This is a genomic window from Candidatus Halocynthiibacter alkanivorans, assembly GCF_003333265.1.
GTDB lineage: Bacteria > Pseudomonadota > Alphaproteobacteria > Rhodobacterales > Rhodobacteraceae > Halocyntiibacter_A > Halocyntiibacter_A alkanivorans.
On sequence record NZ_QOLB01000029.1, the window covers coordinates 26,960 to 44,439 of the forward strand.

Annotated in this window: 8 protein-coding genes and 3 pseudogenes; 5 read left to right on the forward strand and 6 right to left on the reverse strand. The window is 54.5% G+C overall.

All coding sequences use genetic code 11. The features are described 5' to 3' along the window. Positions 1 to 389 precede the first annotated feature (389 nt). Both DWA01_RS24000 and DWA01_RS00715 read right to left on the reverse strand, forming a co-directional pair. Positions 390 to 734 carry a transposase gene (locus DWA01_RS24000; RefSeq protein ID WP_136057639.1) on the reverse strand — a complete coding sequence of 115 codons (345 nt, stop codon included), beginning with the start codon at positions 732 to 734 and terminating at the stop codon, positions 390 to 392. 101 nt (positions 735 to 835) lie between these two features. Continuing rightward, positions 836 to 1,915 carry a hypothetical protein gene (locus tag DWA01_RS00715; RefSeq protein WP_114283709.1) on the reverse strand — a complete coding sequence of 360 codons (1,080 nt, stop codon included), beginning with the start codon at positions 1,913 to 1,915 and terminating at the stop codon, positions 836 to 838. Positions 1,916 to 2,121: 206 nt separating this feature from the next. On the opposite strand from DWA01_RS00715, the pseudogene DWA01_RS00720 reads away from it, so the two are divergent. Both DWA01_RS00720 and DWA01_RS00725 read left to right on the forward strand, forming a co-directional pair. Then, positions 2,122 to 2,582: pseudogene (locus tag DWA01_RS00720) on the forward strand (transposase); the annotation flags it as partial. A gap of 323 nt (positions 2,583 to 2,905) precedes the next feature. Continuing rightward, complete coding sequence (locus tag DWA01_RS00725; protein WP_114283710.1) at positions 2,906 to 3,559, forward strand: hypothetical protein; 654 nt, start codon at positions 2,906 to 2,908, stop codon at positions 3,557 to 3,559. A 440-nt stretch (positions 3,560 to 3,999) separates the two neighbouring features. Here the strand turns inward: DWA01_RS00725 and DWA01_RS23390 are convergent. From DWA01_RS23390 to DWA01_RS00745, 4 genes and pseudogenes are all read right to left on the reverse strand, one after another. Then, positions 4,000 to 4,158: pseudogene (locus tag DWA01_RS23390) on the reverse strand (IS66 family transposase); the annotation flags it as partial. Positions 4,159 to 4,246: 88 nt separating this feature from the next. Beyond that, entirely contained in the window at positions 4,247 to 5,563 is a 1,317-nt protein-coding gene (locus DWA01_RS00735; protein ID WP_235008379.1) for an McrC family protein, read from the reverse strand. Further along, entirely contained in the window at positions 5,560 to 9,186 is a 3,627-nt protein-coding gene (locus DWA01_RS23395; protein ID WP_235008380.1) for a ScoMcrA-related endonuclease, read from the reverse strand. The genes DWA01_RS00735 and DWA01_RS23395 overlap by 4 nt, the downstream gene beginning before the upstream one ends. A gap of 130 nt (positions 9,187 to 9,316) precedes the next feature. Continuing rightward, complete coding sequence (locus tag DWA01_RS00745) at positions 9,317 to 10,558, reverse strand: PDDEXK-like family protein (RefSeq protein ID WP_114283711.1); 1,242 nt, start codon at positions 10,556 to 10,558, stop codon at positions 9,317 to 9,319. A 536-nt stretch (positions 10,559 to 11,094) separates the two neighbouring features. Between DWA01_RS00745 and DWA01_RS00750 the strand changes: the two are divergent. The 3 genes and pseudogenes from DWA01_RS00750 to DWA01_RS00760 form a co-directional block, all read left to right on the forward strand. Beyond that, positions 11,095 to 11,382, forward strand: a pseudogene (locus DWA01_RS00750) (IS21 family transposase); the annotation flags it as partial. Between the two features lie 350 nt (positions 11,383 to 11,732). Further along, a complete protein-coding gene (locus DWA01_RS00755) occupies positions 11,733 to 14,285 on the forward strand; it encodes a PD-(D/E)XK nuclease family protein (protein WP_114283712.1) in 2,553 nt (850 codons plus the stop codon). Position 14,286: 1 nt separating this feature from the next. Continuing rightward, on the forward strand, positions 14,287 to 17,457 hold the full coding sequence (locus tag DWA01_RS00760; protein WP_114283713.1) for a UvrD-helicase domain-containing protein: 3,171 nt from the start codon (positions 14,287 to 14,289) through the stop codon (positions 17,455 to 17,457). Positions 17,458 to 17,480 lie beyond the last annotated feature (23 nt).

The window sequence follows — 17,480 nt, forward strand, 5'->3', positions numbered from 1 at the left end:
ACATGGGCCCACTCGTCGATCTCGCTGGAACAAAATTTCCATGATCTGCCGGTCCTATAACTTTGCAAGTCCCAAGCGGTTACGCAAGTTTGGATCATGAGCATTCTAGCCACCTAAGTAAACAATTTGATTGGCAATAATTTTGGTAATTTGCCGGTCGTTTACATTACACCACATAGGAATATCGAATTATACCAGAAGTTTGAGGATTTTCGGGCTTGGTGTCAACAAGTGTCAATCCCGGCGCAAAAAGAGTCAGTTTCCCGGCGCAATATGGGACAGCTTGTTTGGGAGTTAGCGGCGCCTTGGTACGTATGCTTTTCATATAGCTGACGCGTGCCAAGGCGCGCTGGCCTCAGGCCAGCACCTCTCCTTATTTGGGTTGGATTTCAGCTTCTGGTTCTGCGGCTCTGGCGCAGCCGGAAGCTTTCGCCGTTCTTTTCCAAGATATGCACGTGGTGGGTCTGACGGTCCAGAATGGCACCGGTCATTGGGTTGGTTCCACGGGTTCGCTCACGTGCCTCAAGTCCGGTGTCCCACATATAGTCAGGCGTCTCAACTTCGCTTGGCTGAAACCGCGCATAACCTCGCCAAGAATATATCCGGCTGGTTGGCACCCCATGCTGCTTTGACACCATAGGAACCGTCGCTCCCACGGCTTGGCTCTCCGCAACCAACTGCCTCTTGAACGCATCCGTGTATTTGGACTCGCGGCCTCTTCGCTTCTTGCTCACATCAAATTCCCTGTCATTGCGCGGGCAAATCGCCAGCCTCGCGCAACAAATGACAGCTCAAATCACCCCAAAACAGAGGGGGTTCCTTTGGCGCTTCCTTTCTATCTGCACGGCCATGAAAAAGAATGAAAGAAATCCACGTAGTACTTTTCATGCATGTACCTGAGGTCATCTTCCCAATCCGCAATTGCGTCATCGTATCCTCGAGAAGGCATTTTCTTGAAAGTCTTCGCAAGACCGGCGATATGATAGGCTATCTTCCTAAGGCGGCCTGCACTATTCGGAGCGGCCCATTTATTAAGTTCAGTCGCATTTTCAAAAGGGGGGAGTTGCCCCGAAAAGCAGCGATCAAGTATGAGCCTTCTAGCAGATGCTGGCAGCCCATCCGTCTTCCCCACAGTGTATCCCAACAGTTTCAGGTAACTGACCTCCCGCCGCTCAAAATCCCCACCCCCGACGCCGTTCCCAACATCAGTAGAAGGCCACTTGAATGCTTCATTTTCAGGCAGCTCTCTTATGCGACGGCCCCACTCATTTTCAATGGCCGATACAATCTGAAGGTGTTGATCGCGCTTTGCACCAGAAGAGTTGGATGCTCCTATCGTATTCGCCTTCCAAAGCTTCAAAAGTTGATCATTGTCCTTGCTGGGAATTTGGGCACGTATTTTTTCTCCACTACCAAACAGATCAATCTTAGTTTTTTTCACCATTTTTGGCGTGCTTCGTTTGGCTATTTTATTTTTGCGCTTCTCCGCGGATTCCAGCCTTCGCCTGGCACGCTTTTCCGACTTCTTAATTGCGGCTTGTTCCTTTTTGACGCGATCCTCATGCATCTTTTGGCTAGCTCTCGATGCTTTCGCCGCCTTTTTGATGGCACCCGCAAAGTGCCGATTGAAGATAGCAGCTATTTCATCCTTGTGCCTCAGTACTGTGCGTCCCTTAAACGTGATGCCAACTTCAAAAAGGTTTTCTTCGGATGTTTTTGCGATCCAGTGTTCTTCAAGCATTTTGGCTATCAGGCGAGAAAACAGCCAACGATATCGATCATCGTTGTCAATTGACCGCAGCTCCAGAAATTGTTCACTTAGCCTGCTCCAGGTAAGAGGCCGGTCCACAATCTCCTCTAGAATAAATTCGGAGAGCTCTTGAACCGCGTCTATAGAAAGTTCAATTTTTGTCATATTTCTAATTTCTAAAAAAATTCAGAACGAGTGGAATTAGCAAACTGCCTCTTGTGTATCCAGTCGTTCATATTTGATTTGATGCGACGAATCTATGTGTTGCGCAACCAACTGGTGCATGGTGTCTGAAGTCATATAAAATGGGACATCAGAGCGGTTTGAACAACGGAGGATTTCTGGGTCATCGTAACTGTTAAGGAGTGAAGATGAACAAGAAATCCGGAACCAGCAAAGCTGCGGCTACCAAGTTGGTCAAATCCATCCGCCGCAAGACCCGGCAAACCTATTCATCCGAGGAGAAGAACCGCATTGTTTTAGCGGGCTTACGTAGCGAGGAAAGCATTTCGGCACTGTGCCGCCGCGAAGGCATTTCTGAGGGGCTGTATTACAGCTGGGCCAAAGAGTTCCTCGAAGCTGGGAAGCGGCGTTTGTCCGGTGATACGGCCCGTCAGGCCACTTCGCCTGAGGTGAAAGGCCTGCGATCCGAGGCGATGGCACTGAAGGAATGCGTTGCGGACCTCACATTGGAAAACCGCCTGCTCAAAAAAAGCATGACAGGGGTTGGGGGATACGAGGAATGAGGTATCCTGCGTCAGAGAAACTGGAAATCATCCGCACCGTTGAGGGATCCCACCTGCCTGCGAAGCAGACTTTGGATATGTTGGGCAGAGACATCTTGATGAAATTCGACGGCTCCGAATATCGGGAAGCAAACGTTTTCGAGCAATGAAGGAAATGACGAGTTATGGAGGCATCATTTTGATATCTAGGATCGCCGCCGCCGTAGATGGCACAATGCTAAAAGGCAGATTTCTAATGAGTGAGGAACTAGCCAGTATCAGGTACAACTTCTGAGTTGTTTGTGGCGGCTTCAGTTTTTCGAGCTATGTGCCCTCAACGAAAATTCTCCGAGCCCCGTCGCCAGCTCCGTAAGCTGTGTTACACTTCCTTGATCTTTAGGGAGACACTTAGACTAGGAATGGAGACGACATGATCCCAAAAGACCCTGAGCTTCGTTTCGCCGCTCAAGTGCGTCAAAAAATTATCGACATTCTGGCTGGAATCAGAGACGCACAAGGATACATGTTCTCAGACAGCTCACCGAACTGGCTCACAAGTCGTAAGATTCAGGAGTTGATCGATTATTTCGAGACAGAACTTCAAACACTAGGTGCAATTCGTGTTATTGCTCACGCTCCCTGCGGTCATCGACAACATGAAAGGTTTGCCGTGTGGAAGGATGGCAAATCTAAGGGCTACTGGAGATACGTGTTCGAGGATGGCAGCACCGACTTCGACTTATTGCAAAATGGTGAACTATTCTTGAACGGTGTAGTCATGGAGACCGACTTCACTAGTGTTAAAAATTGCGTGACCTCAAGCTCAAAAGCCTGCCCATGCAATCCCAGAAAACGCGCTGAAATGCATGCCATAGGTGCATTCTACGTTTGGCCACGCGCCTTCGACAGCCGTCTCTGTGAACTTTCCAAACTTATATTCGTTTTTCAGGAGGCACAGGACCAAGCGAATGAACACCGCCCGAGATCTGGTATTAGAGAGCAGATGTGGCGTGCACTTTTCACAATTGAACAGCTTATTGTCAGTGAGACCGTCGACGATCATATTTCGCGTAGAAACGTTTAAAGTAGTCGCTCGCCTACGAGACCAAAAAACTTAGCAACACCATCAAGGACACGAAGGAGCTCAAATGCGCTTTCGATTCCTCGCTTACGAGTGCGAAAGCTAGTTGACTGCTATCCCCTCGCGCAGGGATGCCCTGCAAACCGGCCTACGATGGGCAGACCTGATACCCGCCGCCGAACGCACAGAGGCTGCATGCAGTCGCCCACGCCAGCGCCCGGAATCGCGGTGCAGCTGCAGTTCGATCGGCGCGGGTGACCCGCGGGTGACGGGCTGGGTCAGCGGATGGCAGACGGGTGTAGTTCCATTTAGTCAAAAAAGTTCCCCTGGAACATATTTTGCCACCCGCAGGGCGTACGCGGAGGGCGTACGCGGAGGGCTATGGCTTGAACACATTCTTGGCACGGTTCGAAATATTCACACGACGTAACCAACTCGGGCGGCTTGCCGGGAATGCGTGTCAATTGCTGCACGGCCCATTGCCGCAAGGCTTCGACCTTTGGTTTGCTCTGCGTTTGGCGCGCCCTGAGGCGGGCCTCGGCGGGCTGCCCGGCGACCTTGCGCTCGATGTCGTAAAGCTCTCCAATCCTGTCGAGGGCCTCAAGCTCTGCGTCCAACTCGCCTCGCGGTAACGGACCTGCCGTCTAACCTTCTCTGGGTCGGCATCCACTGAACACGCCTGTCAGCCCGTTACATCGTGGGCTCAACCACAAACTCGTCGACCAAGATCAGACGTCGGATTCGATCGAGCACATTGTCACCGTTCGCCACATCGATGCTTGCGGTCTCCAAGATGGTCTCATGGCCTGTTATTCGGTGTCGAGTATGAACAAGCTCTTTGCTACCTAGCCCCGGATGATGCGGATACAGAAGCGTAAGGCGCGGAGCATGGTAAAGCTGTGCATAGGCCATCATCTGGTAGACGTCGGCTTGCGAAACCCCTTGTTTCGGATCATCGACCCGGGAGGAAATCCGCTTCCATTTCGTGTCGATCACATGGGTCACGGTGCCTGCGTGACGGATCAGTATGTCTGGCTTTGTCTGAAAAAGCCCTCGCTCCGAGGTGTCCGCTGTGAGGCAGAAACGCCGCCCGCCCTGCAAAGATACGGTCAAATCCGTCTCGGCCAAGGCCCGCGAGATCAGGCGGCCGACATATTCCTCGAACAATGTGTTCATCTCGAAAAGCAGCGCCGTTCCTTGACCGGTGCCGCCAGTCGTCGTCTGATATCTGCCCTCCAAGAAGAGTCGAGCCATGCTCAGAAGCTCTCGCCACCGGCGATTAGTGCGGTCGATCACCACATCATCCCATCGCAACGCCGAGGGCGAAATATCCGCAATGTCCGCGTACACGAATGCCAGTTCTCGCAGCCGCTGTTGATTTCCCGAACTCCGAGCCATCCTAGAGAGATTCAGCACGGCGGCCTTCATGATCCGGTTCAACGACGTGTCCTCCGATAGGACGTCAAAGCGGCATGCGAGACGGGAAGGATTGACTGCGTGTCGGGTGAACTGACGTGCTAAGTCCAGCCTGCCGCGCAAGGCGGAAAGATCGTCCTCTTGCTCGACATAGCGGCGGGGCATTCCTTTCCGGACCGCCTCGGTGAGTTTATCGCAAAAGATTCGGATCAGGATTTCGAGCAGTGTCTCTCGCTGCCACGCCAATTCTGTTATCGACCCAAGATCGAGCTTCAGATTCAGAGCGACGGCCAGCATGTGGATCAGCCGTTTCCGGATTGCCGCAGTCTGCTGTTCGACATTTTCTTCCGCGGCAACATCGATCTTCGGCAGTATCTCAAGACTGCAACTTCCGGCGGCCAAAATCCCAACGACACCCCGAGCGCGGAGTGCATACCGACCGTGCTCGAGCACCCCGCTGCCGCCCCTTCCAGCGAAGGGAGAACGCCCAGCCAAAGCCGCAAGCTGATCCGCGAAATGTGCAGGGATCTGCCCTTCATCATCACCATAGGCGAGCTTATCCCATTCGCGAACGGTGAAGGATTGCATCATGCACTGAACTCCGAAAAATCAAACTCCGCCTTCACGCTCCAGCGCAGCTTGTCACCGTTAAGGTCATCCTCGGGCATCCCTTTCGGAGGTTGAAGGCTGACAGATTCAAGAAAGTGTTTCTTGCCCATTCCTGGCCCGTCGCCCAATACTGCGGCGACCTTGGACCAGTCCTCGTAAAAATACTCAGCCAAGAGCGGGATGACCTTGTGGCGCATAACATCCTCAACGTCCCCCCGACTGCGGCATCCCGTGAAATAGGCGTGGCCGATCTGATGTTCGCGGTCGAACAGATATTCGATACGGTCGTTGATCGTGGACAGGAGAATTTGGAGGTTGATCCCGCCCACGTCCTCCGTAAGGACCGACGGGTCCGGCATCAGTTCTTGAAAGGTGAAGCGGCGGCGCAACGCGGTATCGAGCAGCGCAATCGAGCGGTCCGCCGTGTTCATCGTCCCAATGATGTGTAGGTTGGGCGGAACGCCGAACCGCTTCTTCGAATACGGTAGTTGAACTCTGATTTCATTTGGGGAGCCCAGTCGTTTGTCCGCTTCGAGCAGTGTGATGAGTTCGCCAAATACCTTAGAAATGTTTGCGCGATTGATTTCGTCAATGATCAGGACATAGTTGTCGCAGTTAGTGGCACTTGTGATGCCTGCCGCGCGAGAGCTCGCGTTTTGATTGGGCATCTTCCCCTGAGGCGTGGTTGCAGGCACCGACGATTGAGCAGGCACGAGCCAGCCCTGCTTAGGGCTGCTCGCCCAAGTCGGCATATTGTGTTGTTCCCATCCCACTGAGGGCTCTACGCCGGCGATTTGACCAGCCCTTACGAGGGCTTCTCTATATTGTTTCAAGTCGAAGCCTTGCGGAAATTTCTTGGCAAGACAGCAGGCAACAACCTGCGCTAGGCGCCGGTGTGTATCGTCACGTGTGTCGGGCCATGCACCCAGAGTAAAGAGTTCTCCAATAGGCTCGCTCGTCAATTTCAAGTCTTCACAGTCAAATTTCGCGCCCCCAAATTCCGTAATCAGTACTTCAGGAAATTCCTTTTCAAGACGGCGAGACATTTCATGGACACTATGCCCTTTTTCGTGAGCATGATCCGTGTCGCCACCAAAAACGATCTCGTCCAGTGCGTCCCAGTCGATTTTTTCCTTCGCAAGCTGGTACATCGGCTGAAAAGCGCTAAATTTCTGAGGATAGAACGTTGACCTATCTGTTCCTCGTTCGTCTGTCCAAATCCAATCAACCCTCCGGAAGTGCTGTAGGCCACCTGCATCTGGCTGGAATTCATAGTCGCCAGCGATCTGTCCGAACGCGACGATACGGTTTTTTCCGACTGTGAGCACAACATAACTGCCATGATCAACCGCACCTCGGAAAAACCAAGTCCCACTTATGTCCGCCGATCTTCCATCTGCTTCTGGATTATTATCTAGCCAAAGCTGCTTTATCGCCTGAAAGTCTTCAAACTCAGGAGCTGACCAGTCGATGCCTGCGCCAAAGCTCCATGAAATTCTATTATTTCGCTTTGCTGTCGCTAGCTGATCTTGCCAGTCAGCGCCGATTAGACTGAGTTTGAAGACACCTTGCTTACGGTCCAGACTCTGAGACCCACCGTTATCGCCCCGATCCAACCTCGCACGCTCGCTGATACGCTTGAAGATTCCTTCATGACATTTCAACCGGAATCCCACGCTGCCTTCTGTATCTCCAGGCCCCTCACTTTCATCGGCGCCCGTACTCGGCCGCAAGCCTTCGACAAATTCCTCGTAGGATAAGGATTGGTGGAAGGTCAGGAACTCGATCCTTCCCTCGCTCTCGAGACGACGATACTCGGCCATCAGCGCGTCGCGGTCATTTCTCAGCGTTTCTGCGGTGTCATCTCCTACGCAGAGCCGCACCGCTTCCCAAGCCGTAGCGTACGTCTTGCCGGTTCCCGGTGGGCCGTAGAGGATCAGATTCGTAGCGGTTTCCATCGGCGGATGCTTCCTGAGTTCAAAAGTGATTGTGGTTGTGGTGCTGTCATTCGCCCCAGCTTGGGTGGGCGGAGGCACATTGGCGAGTTCCTGAAACTTCTCGCCCTTCAATGCTTGGCAAACGTTGCGCATGCGGTTTCCAAGGAACAGGGCGTTGGCCAGAGTTCCGGCGCGAATGGATACACTCGCTTCTCCTCGCTCGCGGGCTGGTTCGATGTAATAGTTCAAGGCACAAAACCGGATGCGGTCAGCGTCACGGATCAGGTGATCATACCGTTCGGGCGGCTCTATAGGCCCATTGTCCTGATCGATGATAATGAAGCCCGAATTGTGTAACTGTGCAGCCGCATCGCTTTTCTGCCCCCATCCCCCGTTCAGCTCAGTCTTGCCATGGATAAAGCCGATGAGGGGCTTGGTCGGATATACCTGATCCGACCGCTGTCGCGTCGAGCGAACCCAATAGTCGCGGGGCTCGCCAAAATTGTCGAATACCTCACCGTGTTCGCCGGTTTCACGATACGCGTCATAGGCATTCATCGCCGCCTCGATGGTCTCGCGCGTGAGCAAAGGCGATGTAGCGTCGCCATCATCCTCATCCTTGTAGTTGTGGACCACCCAGAGCGCGCTCTGCACATCGATCATGTCGCGTGGTGCAAGCCCATTTTCCTCGAATGCGCTCCGGACTGCCTGCATAAAGCGCAGTTCGTTGCGATAGGTTTCAGCCAATGAAGTATGATCCGGAAACCGACTTCCGACTGCTTCCAGCCAGAGATCCTGCCGCACCGAATGGCGGATATAAATGCCGTGGTTGGGCGCAAGATGCAGGAACAGAAATTCGGCGATCTGCCGCGCCGGGTCAGACTTGCCCTGCGGCACAGTTTCGACCCACGCCTTGCCAAATGCGTCGAGAGCCTCCGGATGGCCGCTCGGAGCTCCAAGGGTTGAATTGGCAAGCGCTCGTAGTGCTGGCCAGAGCCTTTCCCGATCCGCATCGCCCTTGGGCGACATTGGCCAGTAGGCCCGCCACGGAAGCAGGTTGCTTTTTGCCAAAGCCGAGTGGATCGCATCTGCGCTCTCCTGGTCGGTGGCAGCTCTGTCAAGCGCCGAGCGCAACTCCGTGGCAACCTCCAGTTTGTAATCGCGTTCCCGTGCGTCGAAGTCCGGATCGGGACCGTCGAACCGGTCAAACGTCGGAAAGAAATTGCATAGCCGGGCGATCCAACGGGTCACTGCCGCCGGATCAAGCGCCAGAACTTCTGTATCTGAACCATCCCCAAGTTCAGCCAGCGGGTTACCCGTCTCGAAGACTTCGAAGCCTAGTTGAGCGAGCGCATCACGCGCCTCTTTTTCTCCGAAACCTTTGAAAAACTCGGCAGCTGACAAAGCGCGGCTTTCGGGAAGCTCCCTGAAAGCCACACCCACGATAGCTTTGGCGGGAAACAAGGCCCCGCCCTTCGCGCGACGGAACCAGTCTTTCTTGGACGTTCCGAATTTGTATTTTTTCAAGAAGCCTTCAACCGTTATAGCGTTGCACTCATTCATCGTCGTTTCGATTGCTTCGACCGTCAGTTTCTGGAGCAGCTTTCTTTGTTCTTTCACGCTCGGAATGTCCGAGTTTTCGGCATTGTAGACGGTGTCATCGGTCATTTGGGTTGCCTGCTATTTTCTCGTCCGTCTTAATGCCGTTTCCAGCGCTCACAGCGTATTCACCAGCCGCATCGGTACAACCGTGTCATATTTCGCCTCCAGCAAATGCGGTGCTCTGCCACATTTCGTTCTACTGTTGTGCCTCCCGCGGCAGCCTTTCCAGCGCCTTATCGAATTTTGGGAGTATCTCAGCAAAAAAAGAAACAATGTCCGAGCGCAACTTTTCTACTTCCTTTTCTTCGATCCCGTTTTTGATGATCTTTTCCATCTGGCTCCGAGTGCGCAGGGCTGTGGAAGCAACCCTAGTAAACTCACCTGACAGCGCCTTAACTTTCAATGGTACGGCATCACCGTCCTTGAGGGCCTCGAAGAACATCCTGCGTACGCTGCTGTCGCCGCGACCTATGACCATCCTAGCCCCGACCCCGGATTTTGTGACCTCAATTTCGCACAACAAGATCCTGTCTGTCGTTGTCCATTTGAGGGCGGTCATCATTCCTTGAATCTGATCCCACTGTTTAACTGCCAGCGAGAAATAGCGGGCATTTTGCGAATTTCCCGTCACGCTCAGCTCGTGCCCGGTGGCGGTTTTAAGCGCATCGTTTAGTTGCGTCAGGGTGGCAACTCCGGCCATTTGTTTTGCCAGTTCATGCACCGGATTGGGCTGACGCTCAGCAAGATACCCCAGTGCTTCCGGGTGGTTCTCCCAGATTTTCTGAGCCAGGTTTTCTAGGGTTGGGTCTTCCAAGTATCGTCTCCTCAACATTTGGGTATAGGATTCAAGCATCATGCGTGCCTTTGGCTCACCTATGCTGTCACGGTTTGCTGCTTCGAGTTTTTCCACTAGCGATGAAAAGCCGACATTGATCCACCTCGGGTCACTTGCTTCTTCGTCCTGGGCAGTAAGGAAAAAGAAGAAGCAACGCGCTTCGGGCCAAGTTTTCTCTACCGTAGTCTGATACGTTTTCAGTTGCCCTTTGCTTTCACTGGCCTCAACCTTGATCTCGACCACAAAGACTAGATCTTGGGATGGGATCTTGCCGGGTAGCCGCAGTAGCAGGTCAATGTTGCGCCACTCGCGCATAACTTCGATTTCCCCCAGGTCTTCAAGGTGCAATTGCAGAAGGAGCGCCAACTCGTCCGCAGCGGAAAGAAGGGTTTCCAGAAATGCCTGGGTAAAGTGGTCCTCAAAACCGTGAGGTCGCCGAGGGTCGACAATATCAGCCAGAAAACTGGAATGCTTGATTTCCATCCGGGCGACTGAAAGCGCCTCGAACGGGCAGTAGACATCCAATTTATCGCTCAACTCGGCGAAGTCTTCAGATTTCATGATTAGATCAGAAAGTTCGGTTACGTTGATGAGACCGTTCAAATACTGCTCTCCAAGAATGGATTGTTTTTCTATGTTTTATACAAGTGTGTATCTTCGCTCAAATGTCCTTCACTAATAACAAGAGTTATTCAGGGCTGTACTATACGTCATTTAGTCACGCGAAATACAAATTGGTGCAACAAAACCATAAAGCTTGCGAATACCTATATTATTTTCTTCTTTTTCAGTGACTTCTATTGCGTCGGTTCACGTCAATTCAAGCCTGCCCTTTCCCAAAAGTCTTGCGGTTCTTCAACTTCCACTGCATCTCCCAGGTCATGAGGTTCCACGCCATTTCGCGTGCTCCGCCAGCGCGAAAACGGACGGTCAGCGACCCATCGGAACGGGTCTCGGTTTTCTGCTCAGGATGAAACACGTATTCGGCTGCATCTGCAGCAACATCGGATCGAAATTTCCAGTGTAATCGGCGGAGCAATACTCGGCCACGGTAGCGGCGACATAGTGTTGTCGCGGGCGGCGTAAAAGTCGGCCACTTTTGCCCTTTCGACATTCGGGAGGGCTTGGGGATATTTACCGTGGAATTGTATTTGAAGGTTTGCCGGGCTCATTTTCATGATGGTCTGAGCGGACGCCAGATAGCACGAGATTTTGGGATCAGCCGGGACAGTGTTTCAAAGATGCTGGCGTATTCGGAACCGCCTAGATATCGACGAACGGCACCGATCAAGCGGCCCAAGCTGGATGAGTTCACCGCCAATATTGACCAATGGCTTTTTGAGGATAAGACGCGCCCGCGCAAGCAGCGTCATACGGCCAAACGGGTGTTCGAGCGGCTTCGTGATGAATGTGGGTTCACGGGTGGCAACCTCTCAGAACTTCCTGACGAGAACCTGCCGGAAAATCACGGCGTGGCTTTTCATCCCGTTACTGCTCCCCCGGTTTTTGTCGGGCACTACAAGATGAAGGGGAAACCAAAAGTGGAAACTGTTCGGGTTGCCTGCCTTGATTACCCTGATGCGCCTTGCGTTTATTGCTGGCGAGGCGAATCAGATTTGAGGAACTCGTCTATGTATCGTGTCCCTGCCATTTAAGCTCCCTGGGGCTGAATGAACTTGCAAAACTTGGTTTTCCATTGGGGCAGCGCATGCGTAAGATAGAAATTCAATCGGGTATTTTGGATAACTTTTTGGCGATTTTAAAGAAAGGGTGAGGCATGGCAATTATTTGGTCCAACCTCGTTACACGACATCCGGATACCGGTGCCTATCGGATACTGACGCCTGATCTGCTGGCCGAGGTCCATTTGGCACCCATTAATCCGCAACTGGATTGGGAAACTGCCCTGTCCCATCCGAATGCTCCGTGGTCTGCGAGTTTTTCTGCCGCTCCTCGTCCGGTTCGACAGGCGGTGGAACGGGCCTTTCGCGATCTGGTTTCGGCCACGCCGGACGGGCAGATAGATCGGATAGATGAAACCGCATTGCCCGATGGCCGCGCGCGACGACATTTGAAAGGTTTGTTGGCCCTTGGCCGCAATCTTGGCGCATTGCCGGAAGATTTGGCCGTGGTGCGGCATGTGCTGGGGGGTGCCGCTTCGCTGGAGCCGCTGCCAATGTGCCCGCCCCCCGAGACCGGGTTCGATAGTGTTCTCGAAGAGGCGTTGCATGCCCAGCTTTGTGCAGTTCACGGGGTGGCTCCGGCACGGCAAGGACTGCCGTCGTCTGCCGGTATGGAAGGTACCGCGTTGCGCCATGTGCAGGATGCACTAACTGACACTTTAGCGGAGCGAGTGGCTCCCGATGACAGCCTGCGGTTTTTCGGTGTACGCGATATGGGCGAGGAAGCGGAACTGGCCGCCGGTATAGCCCGGAAACTGATCAACACCGGTTGCGCGCCGCACGAGATTGCGGTGATGCTGCCGGACGCAACCTATGGTGCCGATTTATTCCTGTCCGGGTTCGAGGCGGCGGGCATTCCGCTGAGCGGTGTTCCTGAAACTGCAGAGCGGGACACTGCGGGCGAGATTTTGTGGTTGTTGCTGCGAGCTTTACGCCAGCACCCGCCTGTCATGGTGCTGGCGTCTTTGTGTCTGTTGCCGGACATGCCCTGGCCTGAAGAACAGGGTAGAAAGATGGCCCGTTCTCTCATGGATTATGGCAAGCGGGATGTGCTGCCCGACTGGTTGACAGATGCGCTTCGCCAAGAGCCGCGCTCCTACAAGGCTTTGATGGGACGGCTTTGGGAATTGGCCAGACATCTGCCGACCCTCAAAGACAGGGTTGGACGAGTTGCCGTCCTAGCACCGTCGGATGAAAGCGCGTCGCCGGACTGGGAGATTCTGCTGGAGGCAACGCGCCCCGAGACATCGCTTCCACAGGCGGGCGAGCGGTTTGTTGAGGCAGCCAGCCTGTGGCTGGGTGATGCAGAGCCATGGCGGGCAGCCAGGCACCTGATTGTCGCGGGATTTGCAGGCAATTCCTTTCCGCGTGGCGCTGGTGTCGGGCCGGTGTTTCTGGACAGCGAACTGCAGCAATTGCAGGATCTGTGCGGCCTGCGGTTGCCACCGCGGGCGCTGCTAATGCGCCGCAATCTCTCTCTTTTCAGCCGCCAGATTGGCGCGGTATCAGGATCAATCAGCTTCATCTCTCCCAGCCGGGACCTGGCGGGCAAGAAACTTGGCCCAACCACTGCATTGTCACTCATCGCCCGGGCGCTTGAGAGTGGGGATGAGGATGCGGGCGCTCTGGTGAGTAATCTGCGAACCTTACCTGTGAGCGATTGGCCCTGTGCGGCGGTTTCCGTGGCCCAAACCCTTGATGTGACCCCTGTTTTCCCCGCAACTGGGAATTTGGCGATCCGGCGCGATGTGCTGCGTATTCGCCAAGACGAGGGTGGGGTAATGAAACCGCAGTCGCCCAGCCGTCTGGAAACAATGCTGGTCAGCCCCCTTGTCTGGGTAATGACCGAGGCCGGTGCACGTCAGGTCGAATGGCGACCTGAGACGATGGATATTCTGGTGCAGGGGAGCCTGTATCATGCGGTGCTCGAAAATCTGTTTCCGGAGGGAGAGCCGACGCCCGATGAAGCACGACTACGGGCCAATTTTGATGCAGCATTTGATAAGGCGGTTCGAAAAAAGGCGCGGTTCTTGCAGGATGACCTCTGGAGCGTGGAGCATGCCAATCACCGCGCTGAAGCGATGAAAATAGCGATGGTCTGGCGCTCGCGATTGGAAGAAGTTGGCGCGAAGGTCATAGCCACCGAACAGCCGCTGGCTGGAGACGCATTGGGCCTGCGACTGAATGGTTTCGCCGATACGGTTCTCGAATTACCGGATGGCCAAAAACTGGTGGTGGATTTCAAAACCTCCAAATCCAATACGCGCCGCCAGCGGATGGAGGCAGGTTGGGATATTCAGGTGGCTCTCTACCAGCATATGATCTCGCGTCCCGGGAACAAGGAAACTGCCGCGATCAAGGCAGGCGGATGTACTCCGGCAATTGCCTATCATCTTCTGCGCGACGGGGTCACGCTTGGCAACGGGTTAAACCATGATGGGGTCGGGATCGAAAGCATCAGTAGCGACATTTCCGGTGAAGCCATGCAGCGATTGACCCGGACCATAGCAGAACTGGGAGGCGGGACGATCCGCCTCAATCGGACCAGGGATGTGTCGTTTTTTGAAAAAGAAGCTGGCATCGCCCCGTATGCGCTGAAGGATAACCCACTGGGCGCGGTCTTCATAATGGCCGAGGACGAAGCCTAACATGACAAGCAATTTCAAGATCATTCCCGCCAACGCGGGTGCGGGCAAAACCTATCATCTGACCGAGACTCTGACCGGATGGATCGACAGCGGAGAGGTTTCTCCGGAAAAAGTATTGGCCGTGACCTTTACAGAGGCCGCAGCACAAGAACTGCGGGACAGGATCAGGGCCGAGCTGCTGAAAAAGGGGTTGGTTGACAAGACGTTGCGGCTCGACAGCGCCTATATCTCCACCATTCACGGGTTGGGGCAGCGGCTGTTAACCGAACATGCCTTTGCAGCTGGTGGTTCGCCCGCACCACGCTTGTTGGAAGAGGCTGAACGTGATTTCCTGATCCGCCGGGTTCTTGCCGGGAGTGAAGGGCTCAAACCAATCATGGCCAATCTGGGACGGTTCGGGTTCCGTTACAATCAGCAAGGCGGTTCTGCAGAACAGCAGTTTCGAGATGCAATGTTGAACACGATCAACCAGCTTCTTTCGCTCGGTGCGCATGGGGGTCGTTCGGCCATCACCAATGAGTCGGTGGCCGAACTAGAGAAAATCTACGGCCCCGTCGAAGCAGACGGGAAAGCGTTGCAATGGGCGTTGCTCGAGGCGGTTAACAGGTTGCTTTCGGCATTCCCGAAAGGGATCTCTGACGCCTTTGACAAATCTTCTCTGAAAGATACCTTCCGCAGGAACCACGCGGACTTGAAACGTGCCTCTGACCCGGACGAGTTGTCGCAAAACTGGCGGCTTTGGAAAGACCTGCGCAGTTTACGTCTGTCCAAAAGGGGATCAACCACACCTGAAGGGTACGACGCTCTAGCCGGGGCCGTGATGGCGGCGGCCGATGGTATCCAGCACCATCCGGGGCCATTACACGATGCGGCATTCCTTCTGCGCAGCCTGATCCAGGGGGCACAAAACGTAATTGAGGAGTTTGGTGCGCTTAAACGCCGGATCGGTGTTGTGGACTACGCCGATATGGTCACCGGGGCCGAGGCGCTGTTGCGCGAAGATGAGGATGTGCTCAACGCAATTTTGGCCGAGATCGACTGCGTGGTGATCGATGAGTTTCAGGATACGAACCCGGTTCAGTTCGCCTTTCTATGGACGCTGGCGCGCCGCGCAAAACGCACGATCCTTGTCGGGGATGCGAAGCAGTCGATCATGGGGTTTCAGGGCGCAGATGTGCGCCTGACCGAGGCGTTGGTGTCTCAGAACAGCATTGCCGTGCATCATCTGGAATATAATTGGCGCAGTTCTGCCGAGCTTGTCCGATTTTTCAACTCGGTTTCAACTCGGCTTTTCGGGCCGGAGTATCACGCCTCAAAACCCACGCGGGAGCAACCTGACGCAACATTTCTGGAAATACTGAAATGCCCCAATGGGCGTGGCTCCAGAGGTGGGAAGACCCGGCCCTATCACAATACGGCCATGCGGATTGCAGCAATGCTGGAGGACGGCGAGCGGATTGTCGACCCCGACACAGAGGTCGAGCGGCCAGTGCGCCCCGAGGATATTGCGGTCCTTTGCACGACCCATGGCCAGATGGCGCAATACGCCACGGCACTGAGGGCATTGAACATCAACGTGCAGATGACAGCGACAGGGTGGTGGGAGAGTGCAGCTATGCAATTGGCCCGCCACGCTATCGCTTTCGCCGCGGACCCGTCAGATTCTTACGCGGCACTGGGGTGGCTGACATTGGGACCTGAGGCGATACCGCTGCAAGTTGCGATTGAGCAGCTTACCGAAGGCACGTTGTGCGGCAATCCGATTTTACGACCTCTGGCGGAGATTTCCAGTCTTGCCTCTAATGTCCGAACGCCGAATTTCGTCCGTATTGTGCTGGAGAAGACGGGCCTGATGAGTTGGGCACTTAGCCAGCCAAATCCAGCACAGATGCGCGCCGATCTTCTGCGACTGGTGTATGAGGCCGAAAGATTTACCGATATGGAAGTTGATCTGTTGGCGACCGAAGGCTTCTTCGGTTCCTCGCCTGAGGTCTTTCTCGGCTGGTTGGCAGAACGGCAGTCCCTCAAGGACGCAGACAAACGCCCCGATCCTGCTGGAGCAGCAGGGCAAGGTGTTGAGCTGGTGACATGGTTTGGCGCAAAGGGGCGGGAATGGCCTGTGGTCGTTGTTGCTCAGCTAGACGGAAAATTTGCCAGCCGAGCGGGCGAGATCAAAGCTGGCTTCGCCAATTTCGACAATCTCGAAAATGTGCTGGACAGCGCACGGCTGGACTGGTTTCCAAAACTCGATGTGGCTGAAAAGGTCGATGATTTTGCCAACCACAACCGCCCGGGAGATGAACGTAATGCACGGCGACTGCTCTACGTGGCGATGACGCGGGCGCGTGATCGATTGGTTCTGGAATGGCCCGAAGCCTCAATCGGAAAAACGCAAGATGGAGAGAACCGCAGCTATATTGATTTTTTCCTCGAAACCGCCGATGTGGCATTGGACGAGGGTCAGATCAGGATTGGGAGCGACGTGTTTGCCGTTCGGATAACCCAGGGTGAAGGCGAATGCCCCGAGATCTTCGATGATCCACCCGAAACAAAATGGCCTGAACACCTCCGACTTGGTGAACGTCACGCTGCAGATGCCAAAGAAGCAATATCGTTGACTCCTTGGCGGCAGCAGCCATCTGCTGCAGAAGGTGAGCCAGTAACGATACCTTTGCGCGATCACACATTTGGCCCGGCCGTGACCGGTCTGGGTTTGGACTCTCCTACCGCCCGGGGTACGGCAGCACACATCGTTCTGCGGGCCTGTTTGATCGACCCGAACCGGGATCTGGAACCGGTCATACGCGCCAGCGGGCTGCAACCGGATAAAGTCGCACTTTTGCGCGATCAGGCTGCGGCAATGGCGGATTGGCTACGAGCACAAGGATTTGACCGGCTGCATCCGGAGTTACCAATGCAAGACGTTGCCGCGTCCGGCGCAGAGACAAACGCGATTATCGACTGCCTCGCCGAAGGGCCGGACGGCGTTCTAATTATCGACCACAAGACCGGGCCTGTCTCAAATACCACCGAACGATTTAGCAATTACTGGCCTCAGCTAGAGGCCTATGCCGCCCTAGTGCGCACTGCATTACCAAACAAGAAACTTTGCGGTGTGGCGGTCAACTGGGTCGATTTGGGTGTTCTCACCCTGAGCGAGTCTCTCTCTTGAAGCCGGGACCGAGCATGAAGTGA